Below are 25,288 nucleotides of genomic sequence, written 5' to 3' on the forward strand. Positions count from 1 at the left end.
GACCGGTCAGTGATCACGCCGGCAATACGTCCAGCGGCAGTTTCAGCTTGGCGGCCAGCGCCTGAGCCTCCAGATGTCCGGCAGGCGCGAGCAGGCGCAGGGTCATGCCCGATTGCGCAGCCATTTTCTGGGCTTCGGCGACCAGTCGTTCGGCAACACCACGGCGGCGGGTAATTTTTCGCACACATATTTGGGACAAGTGCCAGGCGTCTTGGTGCCTTTGCAAGCGGGCCGCGCCCAGCAGGCGATCATTGAAGCGTCCGGCGATCAGTGTGCCGTCGCGCAAACAGTCCTCGATCAACTGCGCTTCCCCGGAAAACGGCGCGAACAACCAGTCCGGGGCGTCGCGGTAGATCTTCTGCAGATCCTGCCGATCCTGGGCAGTGGCGTGGTTCAGCGGCTCGACAATGATCGGCATGGTGATTCCTGTGAGGTCATGAAGCGATGGAGATCAGATGACGTACAAAACGTGATGTCAGTTTGGTTTTTCTGCCACTTGCAGATGGTAACCTTTGCCCGTTCGTCCGTCCTTCTGCGACCTGTTGTCGCACAACTAGGCGCTCCACCGAAAAAAAACGGTCATGCCTGCGTGCATAAAGGCCGGGAGCGGACTGTGGCTGGCGAACCATACTGATAATTGGGGGATACACAATGACCACGAGCATCACGGCGGACGGCTTCAGTGCCGACCAGCCTGCGTTCCTGTCCAAGGAGCGGATCATCGCCAAGCCCGGTTTCAACCGTTGGCTGGTGCCACCGGCCGCGCTGGCCATCCACTTGTGCATCGGCATGGCCTATGGCTTTTCGGTGTTCTGGTTGCCGCTGTCCAAGGCGCTGGGCGTCACCGCTCCAGCGGCCTGCGCACCCGACATGAGTTTTATCGCACAAGTCTTTTCGTCCCAGTGTGACTGGCCGATCTCGATGCTTGGCTGGATCTACACCCTGTTCTTCATCTTCCTCGGTTGTTCGGCCGCCATCTGGGGTGGCTGGCTGGAACATGCCGGACCACGCAAGGCGGGTGTCGTATCGGCACTGTGCTGGTGTGGCGGCCTGCTGATTTCGGCGCTGGGGGTGTATACCCACCAGATCTGGCTGATGTGGATCGGCTCCGGGGTCATTGGCGGTATCGGCCTGGGCCTGGGCTACATTTCGCCAGTGTCGACCCTGATCAAATGGTTCCCGGACAAGCGCGGCATGGCGACCGGCATGGCGATCATGGGCTTCGGCGGCGGCGCTATGGTCGGCGCTCCGCTGGCGGCGGCGCTGATGGGGCATTTCGCTTCGCCAACCAGCGTCGGCGTGTGGCAGAGCTTCCTGGTGATGGCTGCGATCTACTTCGTGTTCATGATCGGTGGCGCGCTGTCCTACCGCGTTCCGCCAACTGGCTGGAGGCCAGAAGGCTGGACGGCCCCGGCGAAAAAAGCCTCGAACGCGATGATCACACATCGTCATGTTCACGTGAATGTGGCCTGGAAGACGCCGCAGTTCCGTCTGGTGTGGCTGGTGCTGTGCCTGAACGTATCGGCCGGTATCGGCATCCTCGGCATGGCGTCGCCGCTGTTGCAGGAAGTGTTCGCTGGCAAGTTGCTGGGCAATGACCTGACTTTCGGTCAACTGGACGCCTCGCAACTGGCTTCGATTGCCGCCATCGCTGCCGGCTTCACCGGTTTGCTCAGTCTATTCAACATCGGCGGGCGCTTCTTCTGGGCTTCGTTCTCGGACTACCTGGGCCGTAAAAACACTTACTTCGTGTTCTTCGCCCTGGGCTTTGCCCTGTACGGACTGATTCCGAACCTGGGTCACCTGGGCAGCATCGCGCTGTTCGTGGCGGCGTTCTGCATCATCCTGTCGATGTATGGTGGTGGTTTCGCGACTGTTCCGGCGTATCTGGCGGACCTGTTCGGTACGCAAATGGTTGGTGCGATTCACGGTCGACTGCTGACGGCGTGGGCTGCTGCCGGTGTGCTCGGTCCGGTGCTGGTGAACTATCTGCGTGAATATCAGCTGAGCATCGGCGTCGAGCGTGCGGCGGCTTACGACATCACCCTGTACATCCTCGCCGGCCTGCTGGTGCTGGGTTTCCTGTGCAACCTGCTGGTGCGTCCGGTGGCGGACAAGTACTTCATGACCGACGCCGAACTGGCCGCCGAACAGGCGCTGGGCCATGACAAAGGCGCTGACAGCAGCACCGTGCTGGAGTGGAAAGCCGCACCGGGCACCAAGCCGCTGGCGCTTGCGGCGTGGCTGGTGGTGGGCATTCCGCTGGCGTGGGGTGTTTGGGTGACCTTGCAGAAGACGGCGGTGCTGTTTCACTAAAATCAAGGTGAGCCGCAGCCCCTGTGGGAGCGGGCTTGCTCGCGAAGAGGGAGTATCAGTCGACTTAAGTGTGGGCTGGTCCACCGCTTTCGCGAGCAAGCCCGCTCCCACATTTGTTTTGTGTGACCTCAAATGGCTTGTACTGACATGTACATCGCCACCAGCGCCGAATTCACTCCGTCAGGGATATCACCTCGCGTGTTTCTGTTTGGCGCCCGCACGCCTATAATGGCTGCCTTTTTCGCCCAATGATTTTGCGGAGCTGGTGATGGCCGAACGTAAGGCGTCTGTCGAGCGCGACACTCTGGAAACCCAGATCAAAGCCTCGATCAACCTCGATGGCACCGGAAAGGCCCGATTCGATATCGGTGTTCCTTTTCTTGAGCACATGCTGGACCAGATCGCCCGTCACGGGTTGATCGACCTGGATATTGTCAGCAAGGGCGACCTGCATATCGATGACCACCACACGGTGGAAGACGTCGGTATCACCCTCGGCCAGGCATTTGCCAAAGCCATCGGCGACAAGAAAGGCATCCGCCGCTACGGCCACGCCTACGTGCCGCTCGATGAAGCGCTGTCGCGCGTGGTGATCGACTTCTCCGGTCGTCCAGGCCTGCAGATGCACGTGCCGTACACCCGCGCCACCGTTGGCGGCTTCGACGTTGACCTGTTCCAGGAGTTCTTCCAGGGCTTCGTCAACCATGCATTGGTCAGCCTGCACATCGACAACCTGCGTGGTACCAACACCCACCACCAGATCGAAACCGTGTTCAAGGCTTTCGGTCGCGCCCTGCGCATGGCAGTGGAGCTCGATGACCGCATGGCAGGGCAAATGCCATCGACCAAGGGCGTCCTGTAATGCAGACAGTCGCGGTTATCGATTACGGCATGGGCAACCTGCACTCGGTGGCCAAGGCCCTCGAGCACGTCGGTGCCGGCAAGGTCCTGATCACCAGCGATGCCAACGTGATTCGCGAAGCGGACCGGGTGGTTTTCCCCGGCGTCGGCGCGATTCGCGATTGCATGGCGGAGATCCGTCGCCTCGGCTTCGATTCGCTGGTGCGTGAAGTCAGTCAGGACCGTCCGTTCCTTGGTATCTGCGTGGGCATGCAAGCATTGCTCGACACCAGCGAAGAGAACGACGGTGTCGACTGCATTGGCCTGTTCCCGGGCGCGGTGAAGTTCTTCGGCAAAGACCTGCATGAAGACGGCGAACACCTGAAAGTCCCGCACATGGGCTGGAACGAAGTGAAGCAGAAGGTCAGTCACCCGCTGTGGCACGACATTCCGGACCTGGCGCGGTTCTACTTCGTGCATAGCTATTACATCGCTGCCGCCAACGCGCGGCAGGTGGTGGGTGGCGGTCACTACGGTGTCGATTTCGCTGCGGCGCTGGCCGAAGGCTCGCGTTTCGCCGTGCAGTTCCACCCGGAGAAAAGCCATACCCATGGCCTGCAGTTGCTGCAGAACTTCGCTGCGTGGGACGGTCGCTGGTAAATGGCAATCAAGAAGAAACCGCCGATCCTGACCCTCACTCCCGAGCAGGAGAGCGAGGCCAATCGCAAGATCAAGCGCTTCATGGAAGACCGCTTCGAACTCGACCTCGGCTCGTTCGAGGCGGCGGAGATTCTTGAGCTGTTTACCCGTGAAATTGCTCCGCACTATTACAACAGGGCGATTTTCGATGTGCAGGCGCACCTCAAAGAGAGGTTCGAAAGCATCGAAAGCGACCTGTGGGCGCTCGAGAAAAACTGATTTCCGAGCCAAGCTGAACATTCAAATTTGAAGGTTTGCCAGATGCTGATTATTCCCGCTATCGATCTTAAAGACGGTGCCTGTGTTCGTCTGCGCCAGGGCCGCATGGAAGATTCCACGGTGTTCTCCGATGACCCGGTGAGCATAGCTGCCAAGTGGGTGGAGGGCGGTTGCCGTCGTCTGCATCTGGTCGACCTGAACGGCGCCTTCGAAGGCCAGCCGGTCAACGGCGAAGTGGTCACTGCCATCGCCAAGCGCTATCCGAACCTGCCGATCCAGATCGGCGGCGGTATCCGCTCCCTGGAAACCATCGAGCATTACGTGAAAGCGGGTGTGAGCTACGTGATCATCGGCACCAAGGCCGTGAAAGATCCAGCCTTCGTCGCCGAAGCCTGCCGCGCGTTCCCGGGCAAAATCATCGTGGGTCTGGATGCCAAAGACGGTTTTGTCGCCACTGACGGCTGGGCTGAAATCAGCACCATCCAGGTGATCGACCTGGCCAAGCAGTTTGAAGCCGACGGCGTGTCTTCGATCGTTTATACCGACATCGCCAAAGACGGCATGATGCAGGGTTGCAACGTACCGTTCACCGCCGCACTGGCTGCTGCAACAAAGATCCCGGTGATCGCTTCCGGCGGCATCCACAACCTGGGTGACATCAAGACCCTGCTCGACGCCAAGGCGCCGGGCATCATCGGTGCGATCACAGGCCGTGCGATCTACGAAGGCACCCTCGACGTCGCTGAAGCGCAAGCTTTCTGCGATTCGTACAAAGGCTGAGGACTGATCATGGCGCTGGCCAAACGCATCATCCCTTGCCTGGACGTGGACAACGGCCGGGTGGTCAAGGGTGTGAAATTCGAAAACATCCGCGACGCCGGTGACCCGGTGGAAATTGCCCGTCGCTACGACGAGCAGGGCGCCGACGAGATTACCTTTCTCGACATCACCGCCAGCGTCGATGGCCGCGACACCACGCTGCACACCGTTGAGCGCATGGCCAGCCAGGTGTTCATCCCGCTGACCGTGGGCGGTGGCGTGCGTACCGTGCAGGACATCCGCAACCTGCTCAATGCCGGTGCCGACAAGGTCTCGATCAACACTGCAGCGGTGTTCAACCCGGAGTTCGTCGGCGAAGCCGCGCAGCATTTCGGTTCGCAATGCATCGTGGTGGCCATCGACGCGAAGAAAGTTTCCGGCCCGGGCGAAGCCCCGCGCTGGGAAATCTTCACCCATGGCGGTCGCAAGCCAACCGGCCTCGACGCCGTTGAGTGGGCGAAGAAAATGGAAGGCTTGGGTGCCGGCGAAATCCTGCTGACCAGCATGGACCAGGACGGCATGAAAAACGGTTTCGACCTGGGCGTCACCCGAGCGATCAGCGATGCGCTGGGCATTCCGGTGATCGCCTCCGGCGGTGTCGGCAACCTGCAACACCTGGCCGACGGCATTATCGAAGGCCACGCCAGCGCGGTACTGGCGGCGAGTATTTTCCACTTCGGCGAATACACGGTGCAGGAAGCCAAGGCCTACATGGCCCATCGCGGAATCGTGATGCGCTAAGCACCAAAATCGATACAGGCCAGTGGACACCATGGCGTACCCAAGGCACTCTTGGGTACGCCATGGATTTCGGTAGCCAGACATGCTTAAACGCTTTCTTCTCGTCCTTGCCAGCGCTTCTCTGTTGCTCATCAACGGGGCGCACGCTGCCGACAGCCGCGATACCGACCTGGTGTTGCTGACGGAAAACTTCCCGCCGTACAACATGGCGAAGAACGGCAAGAACTTCGCTCAGGACGAGAACATCAATGGCATCGCCACCGATATCGTCCGCGAGATGTTCAAGCGCGCCGACATTACCTACAGCCTGACGCTGCGTTTCCCTTGGGAGCGAATCTACAAACTCACCCTGGAGAAACCCGGTTACGGCGTATTCGTCATGGCGCGGTTGCCGGATCGCGAGAAGCTATTCAAGTGGGTCGGCCCGATTGGCCCGGACGACTGGATCATGCTCGCCAAGGCTGACAGCAAGATCACCCTCGAAACCTTGAATGACGCGCGCAAATACAAGATCGGCGCCTACAAGGGCGACGCCATTGCCGAGACCTTGGCCAAGCAAGGCCTCAACCCGATCGTTGTGCTGCGTGATCAGGACAACGCCAGGAAACTGGTCAACGGCCAGATCGACCTGTGGGCCACCGGTGACCCGGCCGGGCGCTATCTGGCGCGCCAGGAAGGGGTCAGCGGGTTGAAAACCGTACTGCGTTTCAACAGTGCCGAACTGTACCTGGCACTGAACAAGGACGTGCCGGACGAGACAGTGGCCAAGCTCCAGGCGGCGCTGGATCAGATGCGCAAGGAAGGTCGGGTGGACGAGATCATGGCGCAGTATTTATAACGATCCTGCACATACCAGTGTGGGAGCGGCGGTGCGACGATTCGACTTGCTCGCGAAAGCGGTATACCAGGCAACAATGATGTTGACTGACACGCCCTCTTCGCGAGCAAGCCCGCTCCCACAATTGTTCTGCGGTGCGCAGACTTAGCGGTATACCCCATCCTTGCCATGCGCCGCCGTCGCCCGGTTACCGCGCACACTGATCATCTGCCGGATATCAATCCACTCGATCCCCTGAGCCTTGAGCCTGGGTAGTTCGCGTTCCAGCACCGCCAATGTCTGCGGATACGGATGCCCGATCATCACCGCCGAACCCTGCTTGTGCGCGAGGCTGATCGCTGTCTGCAACTGGGTCAGGATCGCAGCTTCTGTACGCTCATCGTCGAGAAACACATCCCGCGAAACGCTCGCCAAACCGATCTTCTGCGCTTGGGCGGCGGCCACGGTCTGGGCGCTGGTGCGGCTGTCGACGAAGAATTTATGCCGACGCTGCAAATCCGCCATCAACCACGCCATGGCGGCTGGCTGTGCGGTCATGCGGCTGCCCATGTGGTTGTTGATGCCGCTGGTGTACGGGACCATTTTGAATGCGGCGTTCAGGCGTTTTTCCAGCTCGTCGACGGGCAACTCGGGATGCCAGGCGAACGGCCCGGTGGCCGGATCCATGGGCATGTGCAGGATGACGATCTTGCCGGCGCGATGGGCTTCGCGGGCGAATTCAGTGGCGTGGGGTGTGTCGGGCATGATTGCCGTGGTCACCGGGCCGGGCAGGGCGAGCACGCGGCGATCCCGGGGCAGGTTCTGCCCCAGGTCATCGATGATCAGGCTCAGGTAGGCTTTGTGGGGCGTCGATCCGGCGGGCTCTGCGTGAGCAACACCCGCCAGGCAACACAACAGACCGATCAGCAACCGCAGAAACATCTCAACGGCCGGAGGTGATGCTCAGCCCTTTGAGCAGGCTCAGGGCCTGGGCCAATTGGTAATCATCGTCCTGTGGCATAGGTTTGGCTTTGCCACTGGTGCCGGTCGGTTTGTCGGCGCCGCCGTTGCCGTTGCCCAGGTGACCCTGCAAGTCAGCTTCCTTGAAGTAATCGCTGTCCTGCTCGCTGGTGATCTTGGCCTTGCGTACTTCAATATCCGGCACGATGCCCTGGGCCTGGATGGAGCGGCCGTTCGGCGTGTAATACAGCGCCGTGGTGATCTTCAATGCGCGCTCGTTGTTAAGCGGCAGAACCGTCTGTACCGAGCCCTTGCCGAAACTGGTGGTGCCCATCAGCACGGCGCGTTTCTGGTCCTGCAGGGCGCCGGCGACAATTTCCGAAGCCGAGGCGCTGCCGCCGTTGATCAGCACGACCATTGGCACGGCTTCGCTTTCGTCCTTGCCGGTGGCAGAGAAGCGCAACTCGGAGTTGGCGATGCGGCCCTTGGTGTAAACGATCAGACCCTTGGTGATGAAGTGGTCGACCACTTCCACCGCTGCCTGCAACACGCCGCCCGGGTTGTTGCGCAGGTCGAGAATGATGCCCTTGAGCTTCTTGCCGTTGTCCTTGCGCAGCTTGGCCAGGGCCTTGGAGACTTCCTCGCCGGTCTTGACCTGGAACTGGGTGATGCGGATGTAGCCGTAGCCCGATTCCAGCAACTGGCTCTTCACGCTCTTCACCTGGATGACGGCGCGGGTCAGGGTCACGTCGAACGGCGTGCCACCGTCGCGCACCAGGGTCAGGGTGATTTTCTGGCCGATCTTGCCGCGCATCTTGTCCACGGCTTCGGTCATGCTCTGGCCACGGGTTGGCTGGCCGTTGATCTTGACGATGAAGTCGCCGGCCTGAATGCCGGCCTTGGAGGCCGGAGTGTCGTCAATGGGCGACACCACCTTGATGAAGCCGTCTTCGGCGCCGACTTCGATGCCCAGGCCGCCGAATTCACCGCTGGTGCTTTCCTGCAGCTCGGCGAAATCTTCAGGGCCCAGGTAGGCCGAATGCGGGTCGAGGTTGCTGAGCATGCCCTTGATGGCATTTTCCAGCAGGGTCTTGTCGTCCACTGGTTCGACATATGCGGCCTTGATCCGGTCCATCACCTCGGCAAAGGTGCGCAACTCATCCAGTGGCAGTGGCGCCTTGGTGGTCGCAGCAGTGCCCGCAGGCGCAACCGCCGGCGCTGGTTGAGCGGCAAACGCCAGAGGCGCGCCGATCACCAGGGCGATCGTCAGGGCCAGCGAGGTAAGGCGGGACAAATGCAGCATGTCTAACAAACTCCTGAATTAGGTAACGCACTTATCCTTGCGCGCGGCACCATTGCGCCGGATCACTCGGGTGACCCTGCTGACGAATCGCGAAATACAATGCCGGTGTATCTTGTCCGCCACTGCTACCCACAGTGGAGATGGACTCACCGGCTTTTACCACGTCACCCGCAGACTTGAGCAGCGTCTGGTTGTGACCATAAAGACTCAAAAAACCGTTGCCGTGGTCGAGGATCACCAGCAACCCGGCGCCTCGCAGCCAGTCGGCAAACACTACGCGACCACCATGCACCGCATGCACGGTGCTGCCGGCAGATGCGCCGATCATCACGCCATCCCACTTGGTCCGGGCATCGTCGCCACGGCTTTCACCGTAGCGCGCCAGCAGTCGACCATCGACAGGCCAGGGAAGTTTGCCGCGGGTTGACGCAAACGGGCCGCCGAAGGTCTCGCCGGAACTGGAAACCAGTGCGCCAGGTGTCGATCTGACCGGTTTGCGTGGGGCATCGTCGCTGGCATCTGCCTGCGCCTGGGCCTCACGTAAACGCTTTTTTTCGGCTTCCTGCTGGGCAATCAGCGCTTTTTGTCGCGCTTCTTCTGCCTCACGGGCCTGGCGGGCCAGGGTTTCTTCAATGGTTTTAAGGACTTTAGACAGGTCTGCCTGATCCTGCTCGCGCGCCGCCAGTTTCTGATCGCGAGCCTTTACGTCGTCATTGAGCTTGGCCAGGACTTGCTGGCGCTCCTTGCGGACTTTCTCGAGTTCGTCACGCTGGGTGTCGAGACTGCTTTGCTGCACCAGCAATTGCGCCTGCTGCATGGCGATGTCTTTCTCGACATTGGACAGTTGGCGCAGGGTTTCGTTGAAATTCTTCAACTGTTCCAGGCGAGCCTGGCTCAGGTAGTCGTAATAGGTGAGGGTGCGGGCGAATCTTTCCGGATTCTGCTGGTTGAGCAGCAGCTTGAGGTATTCCTGGCGACCGTTCTGGTAGGCCGCCCGGGCCTGAATGGCGATCAGTCGTTGCTGTTCAATGCGCGCGCTCTGGAGTTTTTTTTTCTCCGCATCGAGTCGCTGCAGCTCGGCTTCGCTTTTCTTCAGCTCTTTTTGCAGGGCATCGACCTGCTTCTCGAGCTTGCCCATTTCGGTTTCGGTGCCCTTGAGCTCTTTCTGCACACCGGACTTTTCTTCCTGCAGCTTGCCCAGCAGCTTCTTCAGCTCGGCAATGTCCTGACGCGTGGCGTCCAACTGTTGTTGGGTATCTGCGCGCTCGTCAGCAAAGGCCGGTTGGAGCAGGCATGTCAGAGCTAGGGCTATCAGGACGCGGAGCATAGGGGCGGGCGGCACCAGGGAAAGGGACGGCCTAGTATGCCCGCCATGGGCGGCAAAAAAAATGCCCATTTCTGACTGTGTGATGACTGGGCCGAAAAACACCGCAAAACCAATGTGGGAGCGGGCTTGCTCGCGAATGCGGTGTGTCAGGCAACGTTGATGTCGACTGGCACAATGCCTTCGCGAGCAAGCCCGCTCCCACAGGGTATTTCGGTGTTTGAGCGGCCGGGTTACACCAGTATCGAAGTCCCGGTCATTTCCGCCGGTTGTTCAAGGCCCAGCAGCTTCAGCATGGTCGGCGCCACGTCCGCCAGCACGCCGCCTTCGCGGACCTTCAGGTCGCGCTTGCCGACATAGATGAACGGTACCGGCTCGGTGGTGTGCGCAGTGTGCGCCTGGCCAGTGGTTGCATCGGACATTTGCTCGACGTTGCCATGGTCAGCGGTGATCAAGGCTTCGCCGCCGACTTTCTCCAGGGCATCGACGATACGACCCACGCACAGGTCCAGGCATTCAACGGCCTTGACCGCCGCTTCGAACACGCCGCTGTGGCCGACCATGTCGCCGTTGGCGTAGTTGACCACGATCACGTCGTAACGCTGGTTTTCGATGGCGTCGACGATGCGGTCGGTGACTTCCGGTGCGCTCATTTCCGGCTGCAAGTCATAGGTGGCGACTTTCGGCGACGGAATCAGGATGCGCTCTTCGCCCGGGAACGGTTCTTCGCGGCCGCCGGAGAAGAAGAAGGTCACGTGGGCATATTTTTCGGTTTCGGCGATGCGCAGCTGGGTCTTGCCGTTTTTTGCCAGGTAGTCGCCCAGCACGTTTTCCAGGCTGCCGGCAGCGAAAGCCGACGGCGCAGGGATGCTGGCGGCGTATTGGGTCAGCATGACGAAGCCGGCCAGTTTCGGCTGGCGGGCACGCTCGAACTCACTGAAGTTGTCTTCGACGAACACGCGGGTCAGCTCGCGGGCACGGTCGGCGCGGAAGTTCATGAACACCACGGCATCGCCGTCTTCGACTTTTACCGGCTCACCGATGGAGGTGGCCTTGACGAATTCGTCGCTCTCGCCACGCTCGTAGGCCGCTTGCAGGCCTTCCTGGGCGGTGGCGGCGTTGAATTCGCCCTGGCCATCGACAATCAGGTTGTAGGCCTGGGACACGCGGTCCCAACGGTTGTCGCGGTCCATGGCGTAGTAGCGGCCGATGATGCTGGCGATGCGGCCTTTGCCCAGGGCCTGGAAGGTCGCGTCGAGCAGTTCGATCGACGACTGCGCGCTTTTCGGCGGCGTGTCGCGGCCGTCGAGGAACGCGTGCAGGTAGATGTTTTGTGCGCCGCGCTTGAAGGCCAGTTCGGCCATGGCGACCAGGTGATCCTGGTGGCTATGCACGCCGCCATCGGACAGCAGACCCATGAAGTGCACGGCTTTGCCGGCAGCGACGGCTTTGTCCACGGCAGCGCAGATGGTCGGGTTCTCGAAGAACTCGCCGTCGCGGATCGATTTGGTCACGCGAGTGAAGTCCTGGTACACCACGCGGCCGGCGCCCAGGTTCATGTGGCCGACTTCGGAGTTGCCCATCTGGCCATCCGGCAGGCCGACGTCCATGCCGCTGCCCGAGATCAGGCCGTTCGGCACGGTGGCCCACAAACGGTCGAGTACCGGCTTCCTGGCCGCATAGATGGCATTGGATTCGGGGCTGTCACTGTGACCGAAGCCGTCGAGAATCATCAGGACCAAAGGTTTAGGCGTGGTAGTCATGGAATCCACTCGTGGCTGAGGTAAAAGGGGTAATGGAAAAGGGAGTCGCAGTTTAAAGCGAAGTTCCGGCCGCGTCACCGCCGGACGGGGTTTGGCCCACCATAGTGGCTGTGTATACTGGCCGACATTTTAACGCCCTGGAACCTCCTTCGATGGTTGCTCACCTGATTGAATTCGCCACTAACCACTACATTCTCGTCGGTATCTTCGTCGTTCTGCTGGCGTTGCTGATTGCCTATCAAATGCAGGGCGGCGGCCGCAGCCTGAGCACCGGCGAACTGACCGGCCTGGTCAACAAGGACGCAGGCGTAGTGATCGACATTCGTCCGACCAAGGATTTCGCCGCCGGTCACATTGTCGGTGCGCTGAACATTCCTCAGGACAAACTGACCGCCCGCGTTGGCGAGCTGGAAAAGCACAAGGCCAAGACCATCATCCTGGTCGACGCCATGGGCCAGACCGCTGGCACCCACGCCCGCGAATTGATGAAATCCGGCTTCACCGCCGCCAAGCTGTCCGGCGGTATCTCCAGCTGGAAAGCCGACAATCTGCCGTTGGTGAAGTGATATGAGTAGCGTCGTCGTCTATTCCAGCGATTACTGCCCTTACTGCTCGCGAGCCAAGTACCTGCTCGAGAACAAAGGCGTGGCCTTCGAAGAGATCAAGGTCGATGGCAAGCCGCAGGTGCGCGCTGCGATGGCCCAGAAGGCCGGACGTACGTCCGTGCCGCAAATCTGGATCGGCAGCACTCACGTGGGCGGTTGTGATGATTTGTTCGCCCTGGACCGCGCCGGCAAGCTCGACGCGCTGCTCAGGGCCTGACGGCAATACCCCAAACAAGCAAACCTAAATGAACACTGGATCAAGAAGGATCTGCGATGACTGACCAACAGAACACTGCTGCGAACGAAGAAGAAACTGCACCGCAATTCTCCTTGCAGCGCATTTATGTGCGTGACCTGTCCTTCGAAGCTCCGAAAAGCCCGGCGATCTTCCGCCAGCAGTGGGAGCCGAGCGTCGCTCTGGATCTGAACACCCGTCAGAAGACGCTGGAAGCTGACTTCCACGAAGTCGTGCTGACCCTGTCGGTTACCGTGAAAAACGGTGACGAAGTGGCGTTCATCGCTGAAGTGCAACAGGCCGGGATCTTCCTGATCAAGAACCTGGATGACGCTTCGATGAGCCACACCCTGGGTGCGTTCTGCCCGAACATCCTGTTCCCGTACGCTCGCGAAACCCTGGACAGCCTGGTGACTCGCGGTTCGTTCCCGGCACTGATGCTGGCTCCGGTGAACTTCGATGCGCTGTACGCGCAAGAGCTGCAACGCATGCAGGCTGCTGGCGAGACTCCGACCGTTCAGTAAGCATTTCTGAACGTCGAAGCAAGTCCAATGTGGGAGCGGGCTTGCTCGCGAAAGCGGTTTTTCAGTCAACATTCATGTTGAAGCTGATGACCCCTTCGCGAGCAAGCCCGCTCCCACATTTATTATGCGGTGTTATTTGAAGTCGTTCTGACGCCAGGCTTCGTAAACGGCCACCGCCACGGTATTCGACAGATTCAGGCTGCGGCAGCCCTCGCGCATCGGCAGGCGCAGGCGTTGCTCGCCGGGCAGGGCGTCCAGCACTTCGGCGGGCAAGCCCCGGCTTTCCGGACCGAACAGGAACGCGTCGCCCGGAACGAAGCTGGCATCGTGGAACGGCCGCGAGCCCTTGGTGGTGAAGGCGAACAGTCGTGGATGGCCGAGGCTCTCCAGGCAGCTGGCGAGGTCCGCGTGGCGTTGCAGGGTGGCATACTCGTGGTAATCGAGGCCGGCCCGGCGCAGACGCTTGTCGTCCATCTCGAAGCCCAGCGGTTCGATCAAATGCAGGTGGCAGCCACTGTTGGCGCACAGCCTGATAACGTTGCCGGTATTCGGCGGAATTTCTGGTTGGAAAAGGATGACGTGAAACATGCACGGCTCCGAAGGTAAAGATGACGCGCATTCTACGCCGCAAGCCGGCGTGCGTTCGAAACTATTCCTGCGGGTAATGGGCTCGCTGGCGATTGTCGGGGTGATGGTCGGGATGATGATCGGTCGCCTGACCACGCCAGACCCCAGTCAGTTGCAGCAGGTGGAAGTGACGAACGACGGGCTGGTGGTGTGGTTCAACAACGAACCCAAGACCCACGGCGAGATGGTTGATGGCAGTGTCGCGCTGCTGTTTGGCGCCGAGGGCAAGGCGCACAAAGGTCAGCTCAAGCTCGGCGGCAAGGACGTGAACTGGCGGGTACGTTTGAGCGATGGGGGGTTGTTGCTGACACTGGTAGCGGCCCGGCCCCTGCAGGGTGAGTGGGCCGGTAGTGAGGTCGATGACCGCTGGCGGCTGGAGATCCATCTCCGAGAGCAATAAAAGAGGGAATCCCCGGCCTGCCTGTACCAAGGTTCCCGAAACGGGAGGCTCGTCGCGAGTGCGGTGTGAGCCTGGTGTAAAGAAGGAACCCCTGACCTGCCTGTATCAAGGGCCCCAAAACGGCTGGGCTCGTCGCGGGTGCGGTGTGAGCCCGATGTAAAGAGGGGAATCCCCGGCCTGCCTGTACCAAGGTCCCCGAAACCGGGTAGGTGAACTGATTCACTTGAAAGGGTTATTGCAGGGGGCGTGCCAGGTTTTAACAATGCGAAACAAAAAATGCCTTAAAACGCTGAAAGCCCCGTAGAACGGGGCTTTCGTGTTTTTGGGTGGCAGGTTGTGTCGAGTTTTTCGGCGAGGTTTCAGGACAGTGTCCGTGCGCGATTGCGGTTCACGGTGCATTCAGTCGGTGCACGCAGCTCTGAATGTGGGAGCGGGCTTGCTCGCGAAGAGGCCATCAGATTCAACATCGATGTTGAATGACACACCGCTTTCGCGAGCAAGCCCGCTCCCACATTGTTTGGTGTGAACCACAAAGAGGTCCGTCACCAGCGATTGTTGAAGGGCTTAGCCCAACTTAACCCTCATCCCCCTCATCATCATCCCCGCCATCCACCTTCATCCCCAATTCCTTGATCTTGCGCGTCAGGGTGTTGCGGCCCCAACCCAGCAAGACGGCGGCATCGCGGCGGCGACCGGCGGTGTGCTTGAGGGCAGTCTCGATCATGATCCGCTCGAAGGCCGGCACGGCGCTGTCGAGCAGGCTCGACTGACCACGGGCCAGCGCCTGGTCAGCCCACTGACGCAGGGCCTGTTCCCAGTTGGTAACCGGTGCCGAGTCCTGCGGCAGGCTCAGCAGCTCCGGCGGCAGGTCGCCGATGTGCACTTCGCGACCCGAAGCCATCACCGTGATCCAGCGGCAGGTGTTCTCCAGCTGACGCACGTTGCCGGGCCACGGCAAGTTCTTCAGGTATTCCTCGGTTTCGCTTTTCAGCAGTTTCGGCTCGACCGCCAGCTCCTGGGCGGCGCGGCCGAGGAAGTGCTTGGCCAGGGTCGGGATATCTTCGCGGCGATCGGACAGGCGCGGGATATGGATGCGGATCACGTTGAGGCGATGGAACAAGTCCTCACGGAACTTCCCGGCGTGCACCAGGGTTTCCAGATTCTGGTGAGTCGCGGCGATGATGCGCACATCGACCTTCACCGGCACATGGCCGCCGACGCGGTAGAACTCGCCATCGGCCAGTACCCGCAGCAAGCGGGTCTGGGTATCGGCTGGCATGTCGCCGATTTCATCGAGGAACAGCGTGCCGCCGTCAGCCTGTTCGAAGCGTCCGCGACGCAGGTTGGCCGCACCGGTGAACGCGCCTTTCTCGTGGCCGAACAGTTCGGATTCCATGAGGTCTTTGGGGATCGCCGCCATGTTCAGCGCGATGAACGGCGATGCTGCCCGCGGGCTGTGACGGTGCAGGGCGTGGGCCACCAGCTCTTTACCGGTACCCGATTCGCCGTTGATCAGTACGGTGATGTTGGAGTGGCTCAAGCGCCCGATGGCGCGAAACACTTCTTGCATCGCCGGCGCCTCGCCGATGATTTCCGGGGTGCGGGTCAGGGTCGGGGCAACTTCCAGGCCTTGTTGTTCCTGAGCGTGCTGGTTGGCGCGCTTGACCAGGGAAACCGCCTCGTCGACATCGAACGGCTTGGGCAGGTACTCGAAAGCGCCGCCCTGATAGGACGCGACAGCGCTGTCCAGATCGGAGTGCGCGGTCATGATGATCACTGGTAGCCGTGGGTGCTGTTCGCGAATCCGCGCCAGAAGCTCCAGGCCGCTGGCGCCGGGCATGCGGATGTCGGAGATGATCACGTCCGGCTGCTGGCGCGCCAGACGGCTCATCACGCCATCGGCGCTGTCGAAGCTTTGCGTGGTCATGCCTTCCTGTTGCAAGGCTTTTTCCAGGACCCAACGGATAGAACGGTCGTCATCGACGATCCACACGGTTTCACTACGGCTCATGTCGATGTGGCTCCTTGTTCCAGTGGCAGAAAGATCGAGAAGGTGGTGTGGCCGGGGTGGCTGTCACATTCGATCAGGCCCTGGTGCTGGCTGATGATGTTCTGGGTAATGGCCAGGCCCAGCCCGGTACCGTCCGGACGACCGCTGACCATGGGGAAGAAAATGGTTTCCTGAAGTTCTGCAGGGATGCCCGGACCGTTGTCGATGATCTCGATCTTGGTCACCAGGCGATGGCGCACGTGGCCGATGGTGAACTGGCGCATGGCGCGGGTGCGCAGGCTGATGCGGCCCAGGCGCAGTTCGTTCTGGCTGCTGATGGCCTGCATGGCGTTGCGCACGATGTTCAGGACAGCCTGAATCATTTGTTCGCGATCGATCAGGACGTCGGGGATGCTTGGATCGTAGTCCCGCACCAAGGTGATGCAGCCCTGGCTTTCAGCCTCCACCAGATGGCAGACACGCTCAAGCACTTCATGGACATTGCACATGGCCAGCGACGGCAGCTTGTTGGAGCCGAGCATGCGATCGACCAGATTACGCAGGCGGTCGGCTTCTTCAATGATGACGTTGGTGTAGTCGCGCAGGCTTTCTTCCGGCAGCTCCCGGGCGAGCAATTGTGCCGCGCCGCGAATCCCGCCCAAGGGGTTCTTGATTTCATGGGCAAGGCCGCGCACCAGCATCTTGCTGGTTTCCTGTTTCGACAGCTGCGCTTCTTCCTTGGTGATCCGCAGCAGGCGGTCACGAGGGTGGACTTCGAGCAGCAGCAGCGTGTCGCCGTTGCTCAGGATCGGCGTTACCGCGTAGTCGACGGTCAGGGTCTGGCCGGTGAGGGCGGTGAGCATGGCTTCGCGCTTGGTGAACGGGTGCGCTTGCTCGACGGCCTGGCGCAACGAGTTCAGCGCCTCGGTCGACTCGGTGAACAACTCACTGATGAACTGCCCATGGCTGCGCTGGCCGCTGATGGCCAGCAGCATCTCCGCCGCCGGGTTCATGTACTCGAGGCGAAGTTCGGCGTCGAGCAGGATGGTGGCAGTGGTGAGGTTGTCGAGTAGCAAACGGTGGAGTGCGTCGCTAATGGTCATCGGGACCTCTTTTAGGGCAGAGCATGCGCAAAAAAAACGCTGGTACGGGCAAAATGCAAAAACCAAACCAAGGCTCCGAAAAGAAGCGTTCAGCGCCTGAAACAGGCGTTTGACGCTCGTTTGCGTGGCGCTCTGCCAGCTTTTGCGGGTACTTTCGAACCAAAATGGGTTGGAATGTGAGTACGGTGCAAGCAATTGCACCAATATAGTGCGCAAAGCTGAACGAGGTTAGAAAAGTCGCAGGAAAGGATTTTTTTCTTCGCCGGGCTTGTCGCTGAGCGGGCATTCCGGCCGCTGGCCGTAGTCTTCGAGAGTGCAGGGTTTGATCCTGCGCTTCTGGGCGAGAGACGTGCGCTGCATGTGGAAAGGTTGGTTGGCGGTGCGTTCGAGGATGCGCCCCTGTTCGTCGAGGATTTCCACAGACAGGGTATGGCTGCCGCGATCGATGTTGCTCAACGGGAACACCGGGCTCAGGCCGGGTTCGGCGGTGGGCTGGCCGTCGAGCAGCAAACGGTAGCGGTGACCGGGTTGCAGGGCGGGTTCGTTGGTGGCGCTGACGATGACTTCGCCGGTGTTGCTGCGGATGGTTGCGTCGGGTTCCGGGATCAGGATGCGCAGCACCTCATAGTGGAACAGCGCTTGTGCTTCGGGACTGCTCTGGGCAAGCAACGGCGCTGCACTGGAGGGTTTGGCCGCCATTCGATTGCTCGTTGTCAGCGGTACGCGCTTGGCGTTGCCGGGTTTGGGCTGGTCGGTGAAAACCCGATTGCCCTGGGCGTCGACATACATGAAGACCTCTGCCGACGCGGGCAGGGCGATCAGGCAGGCGATCAGTAGCCAGGCCTTCATGGCTTGTGCACCCGCTGTACAGTGAATGTCACCGCAGGGCTCTGCTGCACAACGTTTTCACCATCGATCACTTGCACGGCGAGGCGGTGTTCGCCGCGATCGATGTTCACCAGTTGCAGGGTCGGCACGTTGCCTGGCTGGCCGTAGGGCTGACCGTCCAGCAGCAGGCGCAGCAGGTGGGGACCTTGCAGGCGCGGTTTGATCAGCACACTTACCGTGAAAGTACCGTTGTTTGCGCGCAGGGCTTCGGTGGTGGGCAGGCCGGTGAGTTCCAGTTTTTTGTAGGCACCGTGGATTGGCTCGGCGTCATTACCTGCCTGAGGTTGTGCAGGATCGCTGGGCGGTTGGCGTTCGATGCTGTTGAGCGGCGGCAAATCAACCGCCCGGGCTTCAACACCCGCGGGCGGTTGATTGCTGTAGGCGGTATTACCGGTGGCATCGGTGTATTTGTAGATTTGGGCCATCACGGGAAAATTGAAGGACAGCAGTAGAAGTAATAACAGTGGCCGCATTCGGACTCCCTGTGTGAAGCAAAGACTACTCCGCCAATGGAATGCCTTCGCTGCCAGCATAGAACACAACAAGGTCTACCGGTTCATCGCCGGTGACGCCGCGATGAGTGATATTGACCATTTCGGCCAGCGCTTCGCCTTGTTTGATGCGCCGGGTCTGGCCGCTGTTCCTGTCTTCGACTGTCAGCTCGCCTGAGAGGATGTAAGCCGCGTTGGGAATCGGATGGGTGTGCCAGGGGAGTTTGCTATTGGCAGGGATCGTGAGTTTGAGCACTGTCAGCTCGGGCGCGGCATCCGGGTAGCGAATGTAAGGTGTGCTATCCCACGACTTGCTGCTTTGAAGCAGGATTTCCCGTTTGATTTCTGTCGATGGGGGTTTTGTGGTGCAGCCTAGAAGGGCGAGGGCGGTGAGAGCGGCCAGTAGCGTCTTGAGTGGGAAGGTTTTCATCATTCCATCCGTTGATTGCAGGTAGTGAGCAGGCTACGAGTCATTCAAGCTGGTTGATGCCGGACGATGCTGTGTGTGCCCGAGGAGATGTCGAGTTTCATTGTCGGAAGTTGCCCACAAAAAAGGCCTCCCGAAGGAGGCCTCTTTTTGTCACGCCGCGTATTGCGGCGCTACCGGATCAGCAGCTGTAGTACAGCTCGTATTCCAGTGGGTGTACGAAGGTACGTACCTTGATTTCTTCTTCGCTTTTCAGGGCGATGTAAGCGTCGATGAAGTCGTCGCTGAAAACGCCGCCTTTGGTCAGGAACGCACGACCTTTGTCCAGCTCTTCCAGGGCTTCTTTCAGGCTGCCGCAAACTTGTGGGATCTCTTTGGCCTCTTCAGGCGGCAGGTCGTACAGGTTTTTGTCAGCGGCGTCGCCAGGGTGGATCTTGTTCTGGATGCCGTCCAGGCCAGCCATCAACAGTGCGGCGAAGCACAGGTACGGGTTGGCAGCCGGATCCGGGAAGCGTGCTTCGATACGGCGGGCTTTCGGGCTCGACACGTAAGGGATACGGATCGAAGCGGAGCGGTTGCGAGCCGAGTAGGCCAGCATCACTGGAGCTTCGAAGCCTGGAACCAGACGCTTGTAGGAGTTGGTCGCCGGGTTGGTGAAGCCGTTCAGGGCCTTACCGTGCTTGATGATGCCGCCGATGAAGTACAGAGCGGTATCGGACAGACCGGCATAGCCTTCGCCTGCGAAGGTGTTCTTGCCATCTTTCCAGATGGACATGTGTACGTGCATACCCGAGCCGTTGTCGCCGTACAGAGGCTTAGGCATGAAGGTCGCGGTGCGGCCGTAGGCATCGGCTACGTTGTGTACGACATACTTCAGGGTTTGGGTTTCGTCGGCTTTCTTCACCAGGGTGTTGAACTTGACGCCGATTTCGTTCTGGCCGGCAGTTGCCACTTCGTGGTGGTGAACTTCAACGGTCAGGCCCATTTCTTCCAGTGCGTTGCACATGGAGGTACGGATTTCGTGATCGTGGTCGAACGGTGGAACCGGGAAGTAGCCGCCTTTGACGCCAGGACGGTGGCCTTTGTTGCCGCCTTCGATGTCCTGGTCGGACATCCACGAACCTTGTTCAGAGTAGATCTTGAACATGGAGCCGGAAATGTCGGACTTGAACTTGACCTGGTCGAAGATGAAGAACTCTGGCTCTGGACCGGCGTATACGGTGTCACCGATAGCGGTGGCTTTCAGGTGCTCTTCGGCGCGCTTGGCGATCGCACGTGGGTCGCGGTCGTAGCCTTGCATGCTCGAAGGCTCGATGATGTCGCAGACCAGGATCAGGGTCGGTTCTTCGGTGAACGGATCCAGAACAGCGGTGGAGTCGTCCGGCATCAGGATCATGTCGGAGGCTTCGATGCCTTTCCAGCCAGCGATGGAGGAACCGTCGAACATTTTGCCGACTTCGAAGAAGTCGTCATCCAGCGCATCGCGAGCCGGCATGGTCACGTGGTGCTGAGTGCCTTTGGTGTCCGTGAAGCGCAGATCAATCCACTTGACGTCATGATCTTTGATGAGTTGAACCGACTTCGACATAGTGTCCTCCGGGTGGCTTCGGGCTAGTAATGGATGCCCTTAAATGTGGGTGATGCCGGCGCGAATACTCTGCCAAGGCAACCTGCCTCACAAGGGAGCAAATTGCATGCCAGTGCCCCACCATGGGTTTTTTGCCCCAATTTCACGCCTGTCAGGCGGAAAAGTACCTTAAAGCGGAAAATCCCGCCCTACAATGTGGCGTTCATTTCAATAAATGACCTGTTTTGGTGCGCTCAAAACCTTCTGCACATTAACTGGTTAAACCTTGAGCAATTTCCGCTATAATCCGCGCCCCCCTTTTTCGGCAGGCAATGCGCGCGCTGTTTCCATGAAATTAATCGTAAAAGTCTTCCCCGAGATCACCATCAAGAGCCGCCCGGTACGGATGCGTTTCATCCGTCAATTGGCCAAGAACATCCGTGCCGTGCTCCGCGATCTGGACCCGGCCGTGGTGGTGAACGGCGTGTGGGACAACCTCGAGCTGGAAACCCGCGTCAGCGACCCCAAGGCCTTGAAGGAGATGGGCGAGCGCCTGAGCTGCATGCCGGGCATCGCGCATTTCCTGCAGATCGATGAATACCCGCTGGGCGATTTCGACGACATCGTTGAAAAGTGCAAGCAGCACTACGGTGATGCACTGGCCGGCAAGATTTTCTCGGTGCGTTGCAAGCGTGCCGGCAAGCACCCATTCAGCTCGATAGATATCGAAAAATATGTCGGCAGCCAGTTGCGCCGTCAGTGCGGTGCCGCCGGGATCGACCTGAAAAAGCCGGAAATCGAAGTCCGGATCGAAGTTCGCGACCAACGGTTGTTCGTGATCCACAGCCAGCACAACGGCATCGGCGGATATCCGCTAGGCGCGCTGGAGCAGACCCTGGTGCTGATGTCCGGCGGCTTCGATTCCACCGTAGCGGCCTACCAGATCATGCGCCGCGGCCTGATGGCGCATTTCTGCTTCTTCAATCTGGGCGGACGTGCCCACGAACTGGGCGTCATGGAAGTCGCGCATTTCATCTGGAAGAAGTACGGCAGCTCCCAACGCGTGCTATTTGTCAGTGTGCCGTTCGAAGAAGTGCTGGGCGAAATTCTCGGCAAAGTCGATAACAGTCATATGGGCGTAGTATTGAAGCGTATGATGTTGCGCGCTTCCTCCCAAATTGCCGATCGACTGCACATCGAGGCGCTGGTTACTGGTGAGGCGATCTCCCAGGTATCGAGCCAGACGCTGCCGAACCTGTCAGTGATCGATTGCGTGACCGACAAGCTGGTGTTGCGTCCGCTGATCGCCAGCCACAAGCAGGACATCATCGACCTGGCCAACGAAATCGGTACCGCCGATTTCGCCCGGCACATGCCGGAATACTGCGGCGTCATCTCGGTCAATCCGAAGACCGCGGCCAAGCGCTATCGCGTCGAGCATGAAGAGAAAGAATTCGATATGGCGGTACTCGAGCGTGCGCTCGAAAACGCCAAACTGGTGCCGATCGATCGTGTGATCGATGAATTGGGCCAGGACTTGCAGATTGAAGAAGTCAGCGAAGCGCTGGCCGGTCAGATCGTCATCGACATCCGTCACCCGGATGCCGCTGAAGACGACCCGCTGGAACTCGCTGGCATCGAGGTACAAACGATGCCGTTTTATGCAGTGAACGCTCGTTTCAAGGAACTGGACCCTACTCGCCAGTACCTGCTGTATTGCGACAAAGGCGTGATGAGTCGCCTGCATGCCCACCATTTGCTCAGTGAGGGGCATGCCAATGTGCGCGTTTATCGACCGAGCTAAGTGCCCGGGGCTGTTTGCCTGTGGCCTGCGTCACCGGCCCCCCGATGCCACCGTCAAGCTGTAACGGCTTTCACGGACGCTACTGTTAATCGCTGCCAAGACTTGTCAGCACACCGAATCCTCTGATCGAGATACACAAGTGATCGAAAATCTACGCAACATCGCCATCATTGCCCACGTTGACCATGGTAAGACCACCCTGGTAGACAAACTCCTGCGTCAATCCGGCACCCTGGAGCGCAACGAGCTCAACGACGAGCGCGTGATGGACTCCAACGACCAGGAAAAAGAGCGCGGTATTACCATTCTGGCGAAAAACACCGCCATCAACTGGAACGGCTACCACATCAACATCGTGGACACCCCGGGCCACGCCGACTTCGGCGGCGAAGTTGAACGTGTAATGTCGATGGTCGACTCCGTTCTGCTGCTGGTTGACGCTCAAGACGGCCCTATGCCGCAAACCCGTTTCGTGACCAAGAAGGCTTTCGAAGCCGGCCTGCGTCCAATCGTGGTCATCAACAAGGTTGACCGTCCAGGCGCGCGTCCGGACTGGGTTCTGGACCAGATCTTCGACCTGTTCGACAACCTGGGTGCTACCGAAGAACAGCTGGACTTCAAAGTCGTCTACGCCTCGGCCCTGAACGGTATTGCCGGTCTGGACCACACTGAAATGGCTGAAGACATGACCCCGCTGTACCAGTCGATCGTCGACAACGTACCAGCGCCGAAAGTCGACCGTGACGGTCCGTTCCAGATGCAGATCTCCGCACTGGACTACAACAGCTTCCTGGGTGTGATCGGCGTTGGCCGTATCGCTCGCGGTCGCGTCAAGCCGAACACTCCGGTCGTCGCTATCGACGCTGACGGCAAGAAGCGCAACGGTCGTATCCTGAAGCTGATGGGTCACCACGGCCTGCACCGCATTGACGTTGAAGAAGCTTTGGCTGGCGACATCGTCTGCATCAGTGGCTTCGACCAGCTGTTCATCTCCGACACCCTGTGCGACCCACTGAACGTCGAAGCGATGAAGCCGCTGACCGTTGACGAACCAACCGTTTCCATGACCTTCCAGGTAAACGACTCGCCTTTCTGCGGTAAAGAAGGCAAGTTCGTGACCAGCCGTAACATCAAGGAACGTCTGGACAAGGAGCTGCTGTTCAACGTTGCTCTGCGCGTTGAAGAAGGCGACACCGCCGACAAGTTCAAAGTCTCCGGCCGTGGTGAGCTGCACCTCTCGGTACTGATCGAAACCATGCGTCGCGAAGGCTTCGAAATGGGTGTTGGTCGTCCGGAAGTGATCATCCGTATGGTTGATGGCGTCAAGCACGAACCGTACGAAAACGTGACCATCGACCTGCCGGAAGAATCCCAGGGCGCGATCATGGAACAGATCGGTATCCGTAAAGGCGACCTGACCAACATGGTTCCGGATGGCAAGGGCCGTGTGCGCCTTGAGTACAACATCCCGGCCCGTGGTCTGATCGGTTTCCGTAACGAGTTCCTGACCCTGACCTCCGGTGCAGGCATCCTGACCTCGATCTTCGACCGTTACGACACCATGAAGTCCGGTGACATGTCCGGCCGTCAGAACGGCGTGCTGGTATCGGTTGCTACCGGTAAGGCACTGACCTACTCGCTGGAAACCCTGCAGTCGCGTGGCAAGCTGTTCATCGAACACGGCCAGGACATCTATGAAGGTCAAATCGTTGGTCTGAACAGCCGCGACAACGACCTGGGTGTTAACCCAACCAAAGGCAAGAAGCTCGACAACATGCGTGCTTCGGGTAAAGACGAAACCATCGCTCTGGTTCCGCCTGTACGCTTCACTCTGGAGCAAGCTCTGGAATTCGTACAAGAAGACGAGCTGTGTGAAGTCACGCCTAAGTCCATCCGTCTTCGCAAGAAGATCCTGGGCGAAAGCGAGCGTACCCGCGCTGCCAAGAAGTCCGGTAACTAAGTCATTTAGTTAGCTGACAAAAAAACGCCCCCGACCGCAAGGCCGGGGGCGTTTTTGTTTGTCTGGGGTTTATGTGGTGTTTGTGCTGGCCCCTTCGCGAGCAAGCCCGCTCCCACAGGGTTCAAGGTGAGGCACACATTGTGTGAACACCAAAAATACCTGTGGGAGCGGGCTTGCTCCGGGCGGCGTTCCGACGAAGGCGGCCGATCAACCGCTGCAAATTTCAGGAAATATCAGAACCGCTCGATACTCCGCGAATGACGCTCGCGCTCCACTTCCTTGGGCTTGTACGCGCAATACCCCGGCCGCGGGCCGATTTTCGGGTGATTGCGGCAGGTATCCGGGCGCTTTTCATAAATAGTGCACAGACGGCTCTTACGATCCAGATACAGGCAATCGTTGTTGCTCATGCGCTGGAGGGTAAAGATTCCTGACTTCTGGTTGAAGCGCTCGACCAGACCTTCCTTTTGCAGGCGCTTGGCGATGTTCTTCGGCGGATCGCCCAGCTCGAACTCATCGACCACGCCGATGCGAATCAGATCCTTGATCTTGACCTCGACCGGCAGGGTGCAGCAGCTGGACATGCACGAGCCGCACATCGGGGCAGAGTACTTGGCCCAGGTATCGAGGCGGTCGATCTCTGCGGCAGCGATCAGGTTCGGCTTCATCATCGTTTGTTACCAGCGTGTGCATCAGGGCGCGCGATCATACCGGGACTGGTGGATTTTTGAACAACCTTTCGCCAGTTTTTTTCACAGACGGCGCAAACAACCGGAAAATAGGCACGAGCCCTGCATTGATTCAGGCACAAGGCAACGCAATGTCGATCCAGCTCGCATTCAAAGGAAAAACTGCCGAACCAGAGC

At 59.6% G+C, this 25,288-nt stretch carries 26 protein-coding genes; 13 read left to right on the plus strand and 13 right to left on the minus strand.

What is annotated here, in order from left to right:
- Window positions 1–13 precede the first annotated feature (13 nt).
- Window positions 14–418, minus strand: coding sequence for an acetyl-CoA sensor PanZ family protein (locus AC3IT6_RS01405; protein WP_150726515.1), 405 nt, complete (start codon window positions 416–418; stop codon window positions 14–16).
- A 233-nt stretch (window positions 419–651) separates the two neighbouring features.
- Between AC3IT6_RS01405 and AC3IT6_RS01410 the strand changes: the two genes are divergently transcribed.
- The 7 genes from AC3IT6_RS01410 (at window position 652) to AC3IT6_RS01440 (ending at window position 6,472) form a co-directional block, all read left to right on the plus strand.
- Window positions 652–2,316: an OFA family MFS transporter gene (locus AC3IT6_RS01410; RefSeq protein WP_489354058.1), complete on the plus strand. Its 1,665-nt coding sequence runs from the start codon at window positions 652–654 to the stop codon at window positions 2,314–2,316.
- A gap of 268 nt (window positions 2,317–2,584) precedes the next feature.
- Entirely contained in the window at window positions 2,585–3,178 is a 594-nt protein-coding gene (gene hisB / locus AC3IT6_RS01415) for an imidazoleglycerol-phosphate dehydratase HisB (RefSeq protein WP_003218037.1), read from the plus strand.
- Window positions 3,178–3,816, plus strand: coding sequence for an imidazole glycerol phosphate synthase subunit HisH (gene hisH / locus AC3IT6_RS01420; RefSeq protein ID WP_057712412.1), 639 nt, complete (start codon window positions 3,178–3,180; stop codon window positions 3,814–3,816). Before hisB ends, hisH begins: the two co-directional genes overlap by 1 nt.
- On the plus strand, window positions 3,817–4,074 hold the full coding sequence (locus AC3IT6_RS01425) for a DUF2164 domain-containing protein (RefSeq protein WP_093227621.1): 258 nt from the start codon (window positions 3,817–3,819) through the stop codon (window positions 4,072–4,074).
- A 42-nt stretch (window positions 4,075–4,116) separates the two neighbouring features.
- Complete coding sequence (hisA, locus tag AC3IT6_RS01430; RefSeq protein ID WP_489354059.1) at window positions 4,117–4,854, plus strand: 1-(5-phosphoribosyl)-5-[(5-phosphoribosylamino)methylideneamino]imidazole-4-carboxamide isomerase; 738 nt, start codon at window positions 4,117–4,119, stop codon at window positions 4,852–4,854.
- Between the two features lie 9 nt (window positions 4,855–4,863).
- Entirely contained in the window at window positions 4,864–5,634 is a 771-nt protein-coding gene (gene hisF / locus AC3IT6_RS01435; protein WP_095127562.1) for an imidazole glycerol phosphate synthase subunit HisF, read from the plus strand.
- A gap of 82 nt (window positions 5,635–5,716) precedes the next feature.
- Window positions 5,717–6,472, plus strand: a complete 756-nt coding sequence (locus tag AC3IT6_RS01440) for a substrate-binding periplasmic protein (protein WP_489354060.1) — start codon at window positions 5,717–5,719, stop codon at window positions 6,470–6,472.
- 144 nt (window positions 6,473–6,616) lie between these two features.
- On the opposite strand, the gene AC3IT6_RS01445 is transcribed toward AC3IT6_RS01440, so the two are convergent.
- From AC3IT6_RS01445 to gpmI, 4 genes are all read right to left on the minus strand, one after another.
- The gene (locus AC3IT6_RS01445; protein ID WP_489354061.1) at window positions 6,617–7,393 is read right to left on the minus strand and encodes a divergent polysaccharide deacetylase family protein; all 777 of its coding nucleotides are present in this window, start codon (window positions 7,391–7,393) and stop codon (window positions 6,617–6,619) included.
- A gap of 1 nt (window position 7,394) precedes the next feature.
- The gene (locus tag AC3IT6_RS01450) at window positions 7,395–8,714 is read right to left on the minus strand and encodes a S41 family peptidase (protein ID WP_150726520.1); all 1,320 of its coding nucleotides are present in this window, start codon (window positions 8,712–8,714) and stop codon (window positions 7,395–7,397) included.
- A 31-nt stretch (window positions 8,715–8,745) separates the two neighbouring features.
- The gene (locus tag AC3IT6_RS01455) at window positions 8,746–10,041 is read right to left on the minus strand and encodes a murein hydrolase activator EnvC family protein (protein WP_008047725.1); all 1,296 of its coding nucleotides are present in this window, start codon (window positions 10,039–10,041) and stop codon (window positions 8,746–8,748) included.
- 230 nt (window positions 10,042–10,271) lie between these two features.
- Window positions 10,272–11,801 (minus strand): 2,3-bisphosphoglycerate-independent phosphoglycerate mutase, encoded by a 1,530-nt coding sequence (gene gpmI, locus AC3IT6_RS01460; RefSeq protein WP_489354062.1) that lies wholly within the window; start codon window positions 11,799–11,801, stop codon window positions 10,272–10,274.
- A gap of 152 nt (window positions 11,802–11,953) precedes the next feature.
- Here gpmI and AC3IT6_RS01465 point away from each other — a divergent pair, with 152 nt between their 5' ends.
- The 3 genes from AC3IT6_RS01465 to secB are packed head-to-tail and all read left to right on the plus strand — an operon-like array spanning window position 11,954 to window position 13,165.
- Entirely contained in the window at window positions 11,954–12,367 is a 414-nt protein-coding gene (locus AC3IT6_RS01465; RefSeq protein WP_053153177.1) for a rhodanese-like domain-containing protein, read from the plus strand.
- Between the two features lies 1 nt (window position 12,368).
- Window positions 12,369–12,623, plus strand: coding sequence for a glutaredoxin 3 (gene grxC / locus AC3IT6_RS01470; protein WP_150726523.1), 255 nt, complete (start codon window positions 12,369–12,371; stop codon window positions 12,621–12,623).
- A 56-nt stretch (window positions 12,624–12,679) separates the two neighbouring features.
- Complete coding sequence (gene secB / locus AC3IT6_RS01475; protein WP_057397192.1) at window positions 12,680–13,165, plus strand: protein-export chaperone SecB; 486 nt, start codon at window positions 12,680–12,682, stop codon at window positions 13,163–13,165.
- A gap of 132 nt (window positions 13,166–13,297) precedes the next feature.
- Here secB and AC3IT6_RS01480 read toward each other — a convergent pair whose 3' ends face one another.
- A complete protein-coding gene (locus AC3IT6_RS01480; protein ID WP_150755639.1) occupies window positions 13,298–13,753 on the minus strand; it encodes a tRNA (cytidine(34)-2'-O)-methyltransferase in 456 nt (151 codons plus the stop codon).
- On the opposite strand from AC3IT6_RS01480, the gene AC3IT6_RS01485 reads away from it, so the two are divergent.
- Window positions 13,752–14,192 carry a hypothetical protein gene (locus AC3IT6_RS01485; protein WP_223446425.1) on the plus strand — a complete coding sequence of 147 codons (441 nt, stop codon included), beginning with the start codon at window positions 13,752–13,754 and terminating at the stop codon, window positions 14,190–14,192. The two genes, AC3IT6_RS01480 and AC3IT6_RS01485, sit on opposite strands and share 2 nt — an antisense overlap.
- 574 nt (window positions 14,193–14,766) lie before the next feature.
- On the opposite strand, the gene ntrC is transcribed toward AC3IT6_RS01485, so the two are convergent.
- The 6 genes from ntrC to glnA all read right to left on the minus strand — a co-directional run bounded on the left by ntrC (window position 14,767) and on the right by glnA (window position 20,679).
- Window positions 14,767–16,203 (minus strand): nitrogen regulation protein NR(I), encoded by a 1,437-nt coding sequence (gene ntrC / locus AC3IT6_RS01490; protein ID WP_046040882.1) that lies wholly within the window; start codon window positions 16,201–16,203, stop codon window positions 14,767–14,769.
- A complete protein-coding gene (gene glnL / locus AC3IT6_RS01495) occupies window positions 16,200–17,285 on the minus strand; it encodes a nitrogen regulation protein NR(II) (RefSeq protein WP_150756808.1) in 1,086 nt (361 codons plus the stop codon). The genes ntrC and glnL overlap by 4 nt, the downstream gene beginning before the upstream one ends.
- A gap of 228 nt (window positions 17,286–17,513) precedes the next feature.
- A complete protein-coding gene (locus tag AC3IT6_RS01500) occupies window positions 17,514–18,134 on the minus strand; it encodes a DUF4124 domain-containing protein (RefSeq protein WP_489354063.1) in 621 nt (206 codons plus the stop codon).
- Complete coding sequence (locus AC3IT6_RS01505; protein ID WP_489354064.1) at window positions 18,131–18,646, minus strand: DUF4124 domain-containing protein; 516 nt, start codon at window positions 18,644–18,646, stop codon at window positions 18,131–18,133. Before AC3IT6_RS01505 ends, AC3IT6_RS01500 begins: the two co-directional genes overlap by 4 nt.
- Before the next feature lie 25 nt (window positions 18,647–18,671).
- Window positions 18,672–19,094 carry a cupin domain-containing protein gene (locus AC3IT6_RS01510; RefSeq protein WP_489354065.1) on the minus strand — a complete coding sequence of 141 codons (423 nt, stop codon included), beginning with the start codon at window positions 19,092–19,094 and terminating at the stop codon, window positions 18,672–18,674.
- A 178-nt stretch (window positions 19,095–19,272) separates the two neighbouring features.
- Window positions 19,273–20,679: a type I glutamate--ammonia ligase gene (glnA, locus tag AC3IT6_RS01515; RefSeq protein WP_008002929.1), complete on the minus strand. Its 1,407-nt coding sequence runs from the start codon at window positions 20,677–20,679 to the stop codon at window positions 19,273–19,275.
- A gap of 328 nt (window positions 20,680–21,007) precedes the next feature.
- Here glnA and thiI point away from each other — a divergent pair, with 328 nt between their 5' ends.
- The gene (gene thiI, locus AC3IT6_RS01520; RefSeq protein WP_150756804.1) at window positions 21,008–22,462 is read left to right on the plus strand and encodes a tRNA uracil 4-sulfurtransferase ThiI; all 1,455 of its coding nucleotides are present in this window, start codon (window positions 21,008–21,010) and stop codon (window positions 22,460–22,462) included.
- A 139-nt stretch (window positions 22,463–22,601) separates the two neighbouring features.
- A complete protein-coding gene (gene typA, locus AC3IT6_RS01525; RefSeq protein ID WP_046041316.1) occupies window positions 22,602–24,422 on the plus strand; it encodes a translational GTPase TypA in 1,821 nt (606 codons plus the stop codon).
- Between the two features lie 233 nt (window positions 24,423–24,655).
- Here the strand turns inward: typA and AC3IT6_RS01530 are convergent, their stop codons facing one another.
- A complete protein-coding gene (locus AC3IT6_RS01530; RefSeq protein WP_046041314.1) occupies window positions 24,656–25,093 on the minus strand; it encodes a YkgJ family cysteine cluster protein in 438 nt (145 codons plus the stop codon).
- Window positions 25,094–25,288 lie beyond the last annotated feature (195 nt).

The sequence above is a fragment of the Pseudomonas sp. KH_017 genome, from assembly GCF_057840285.1.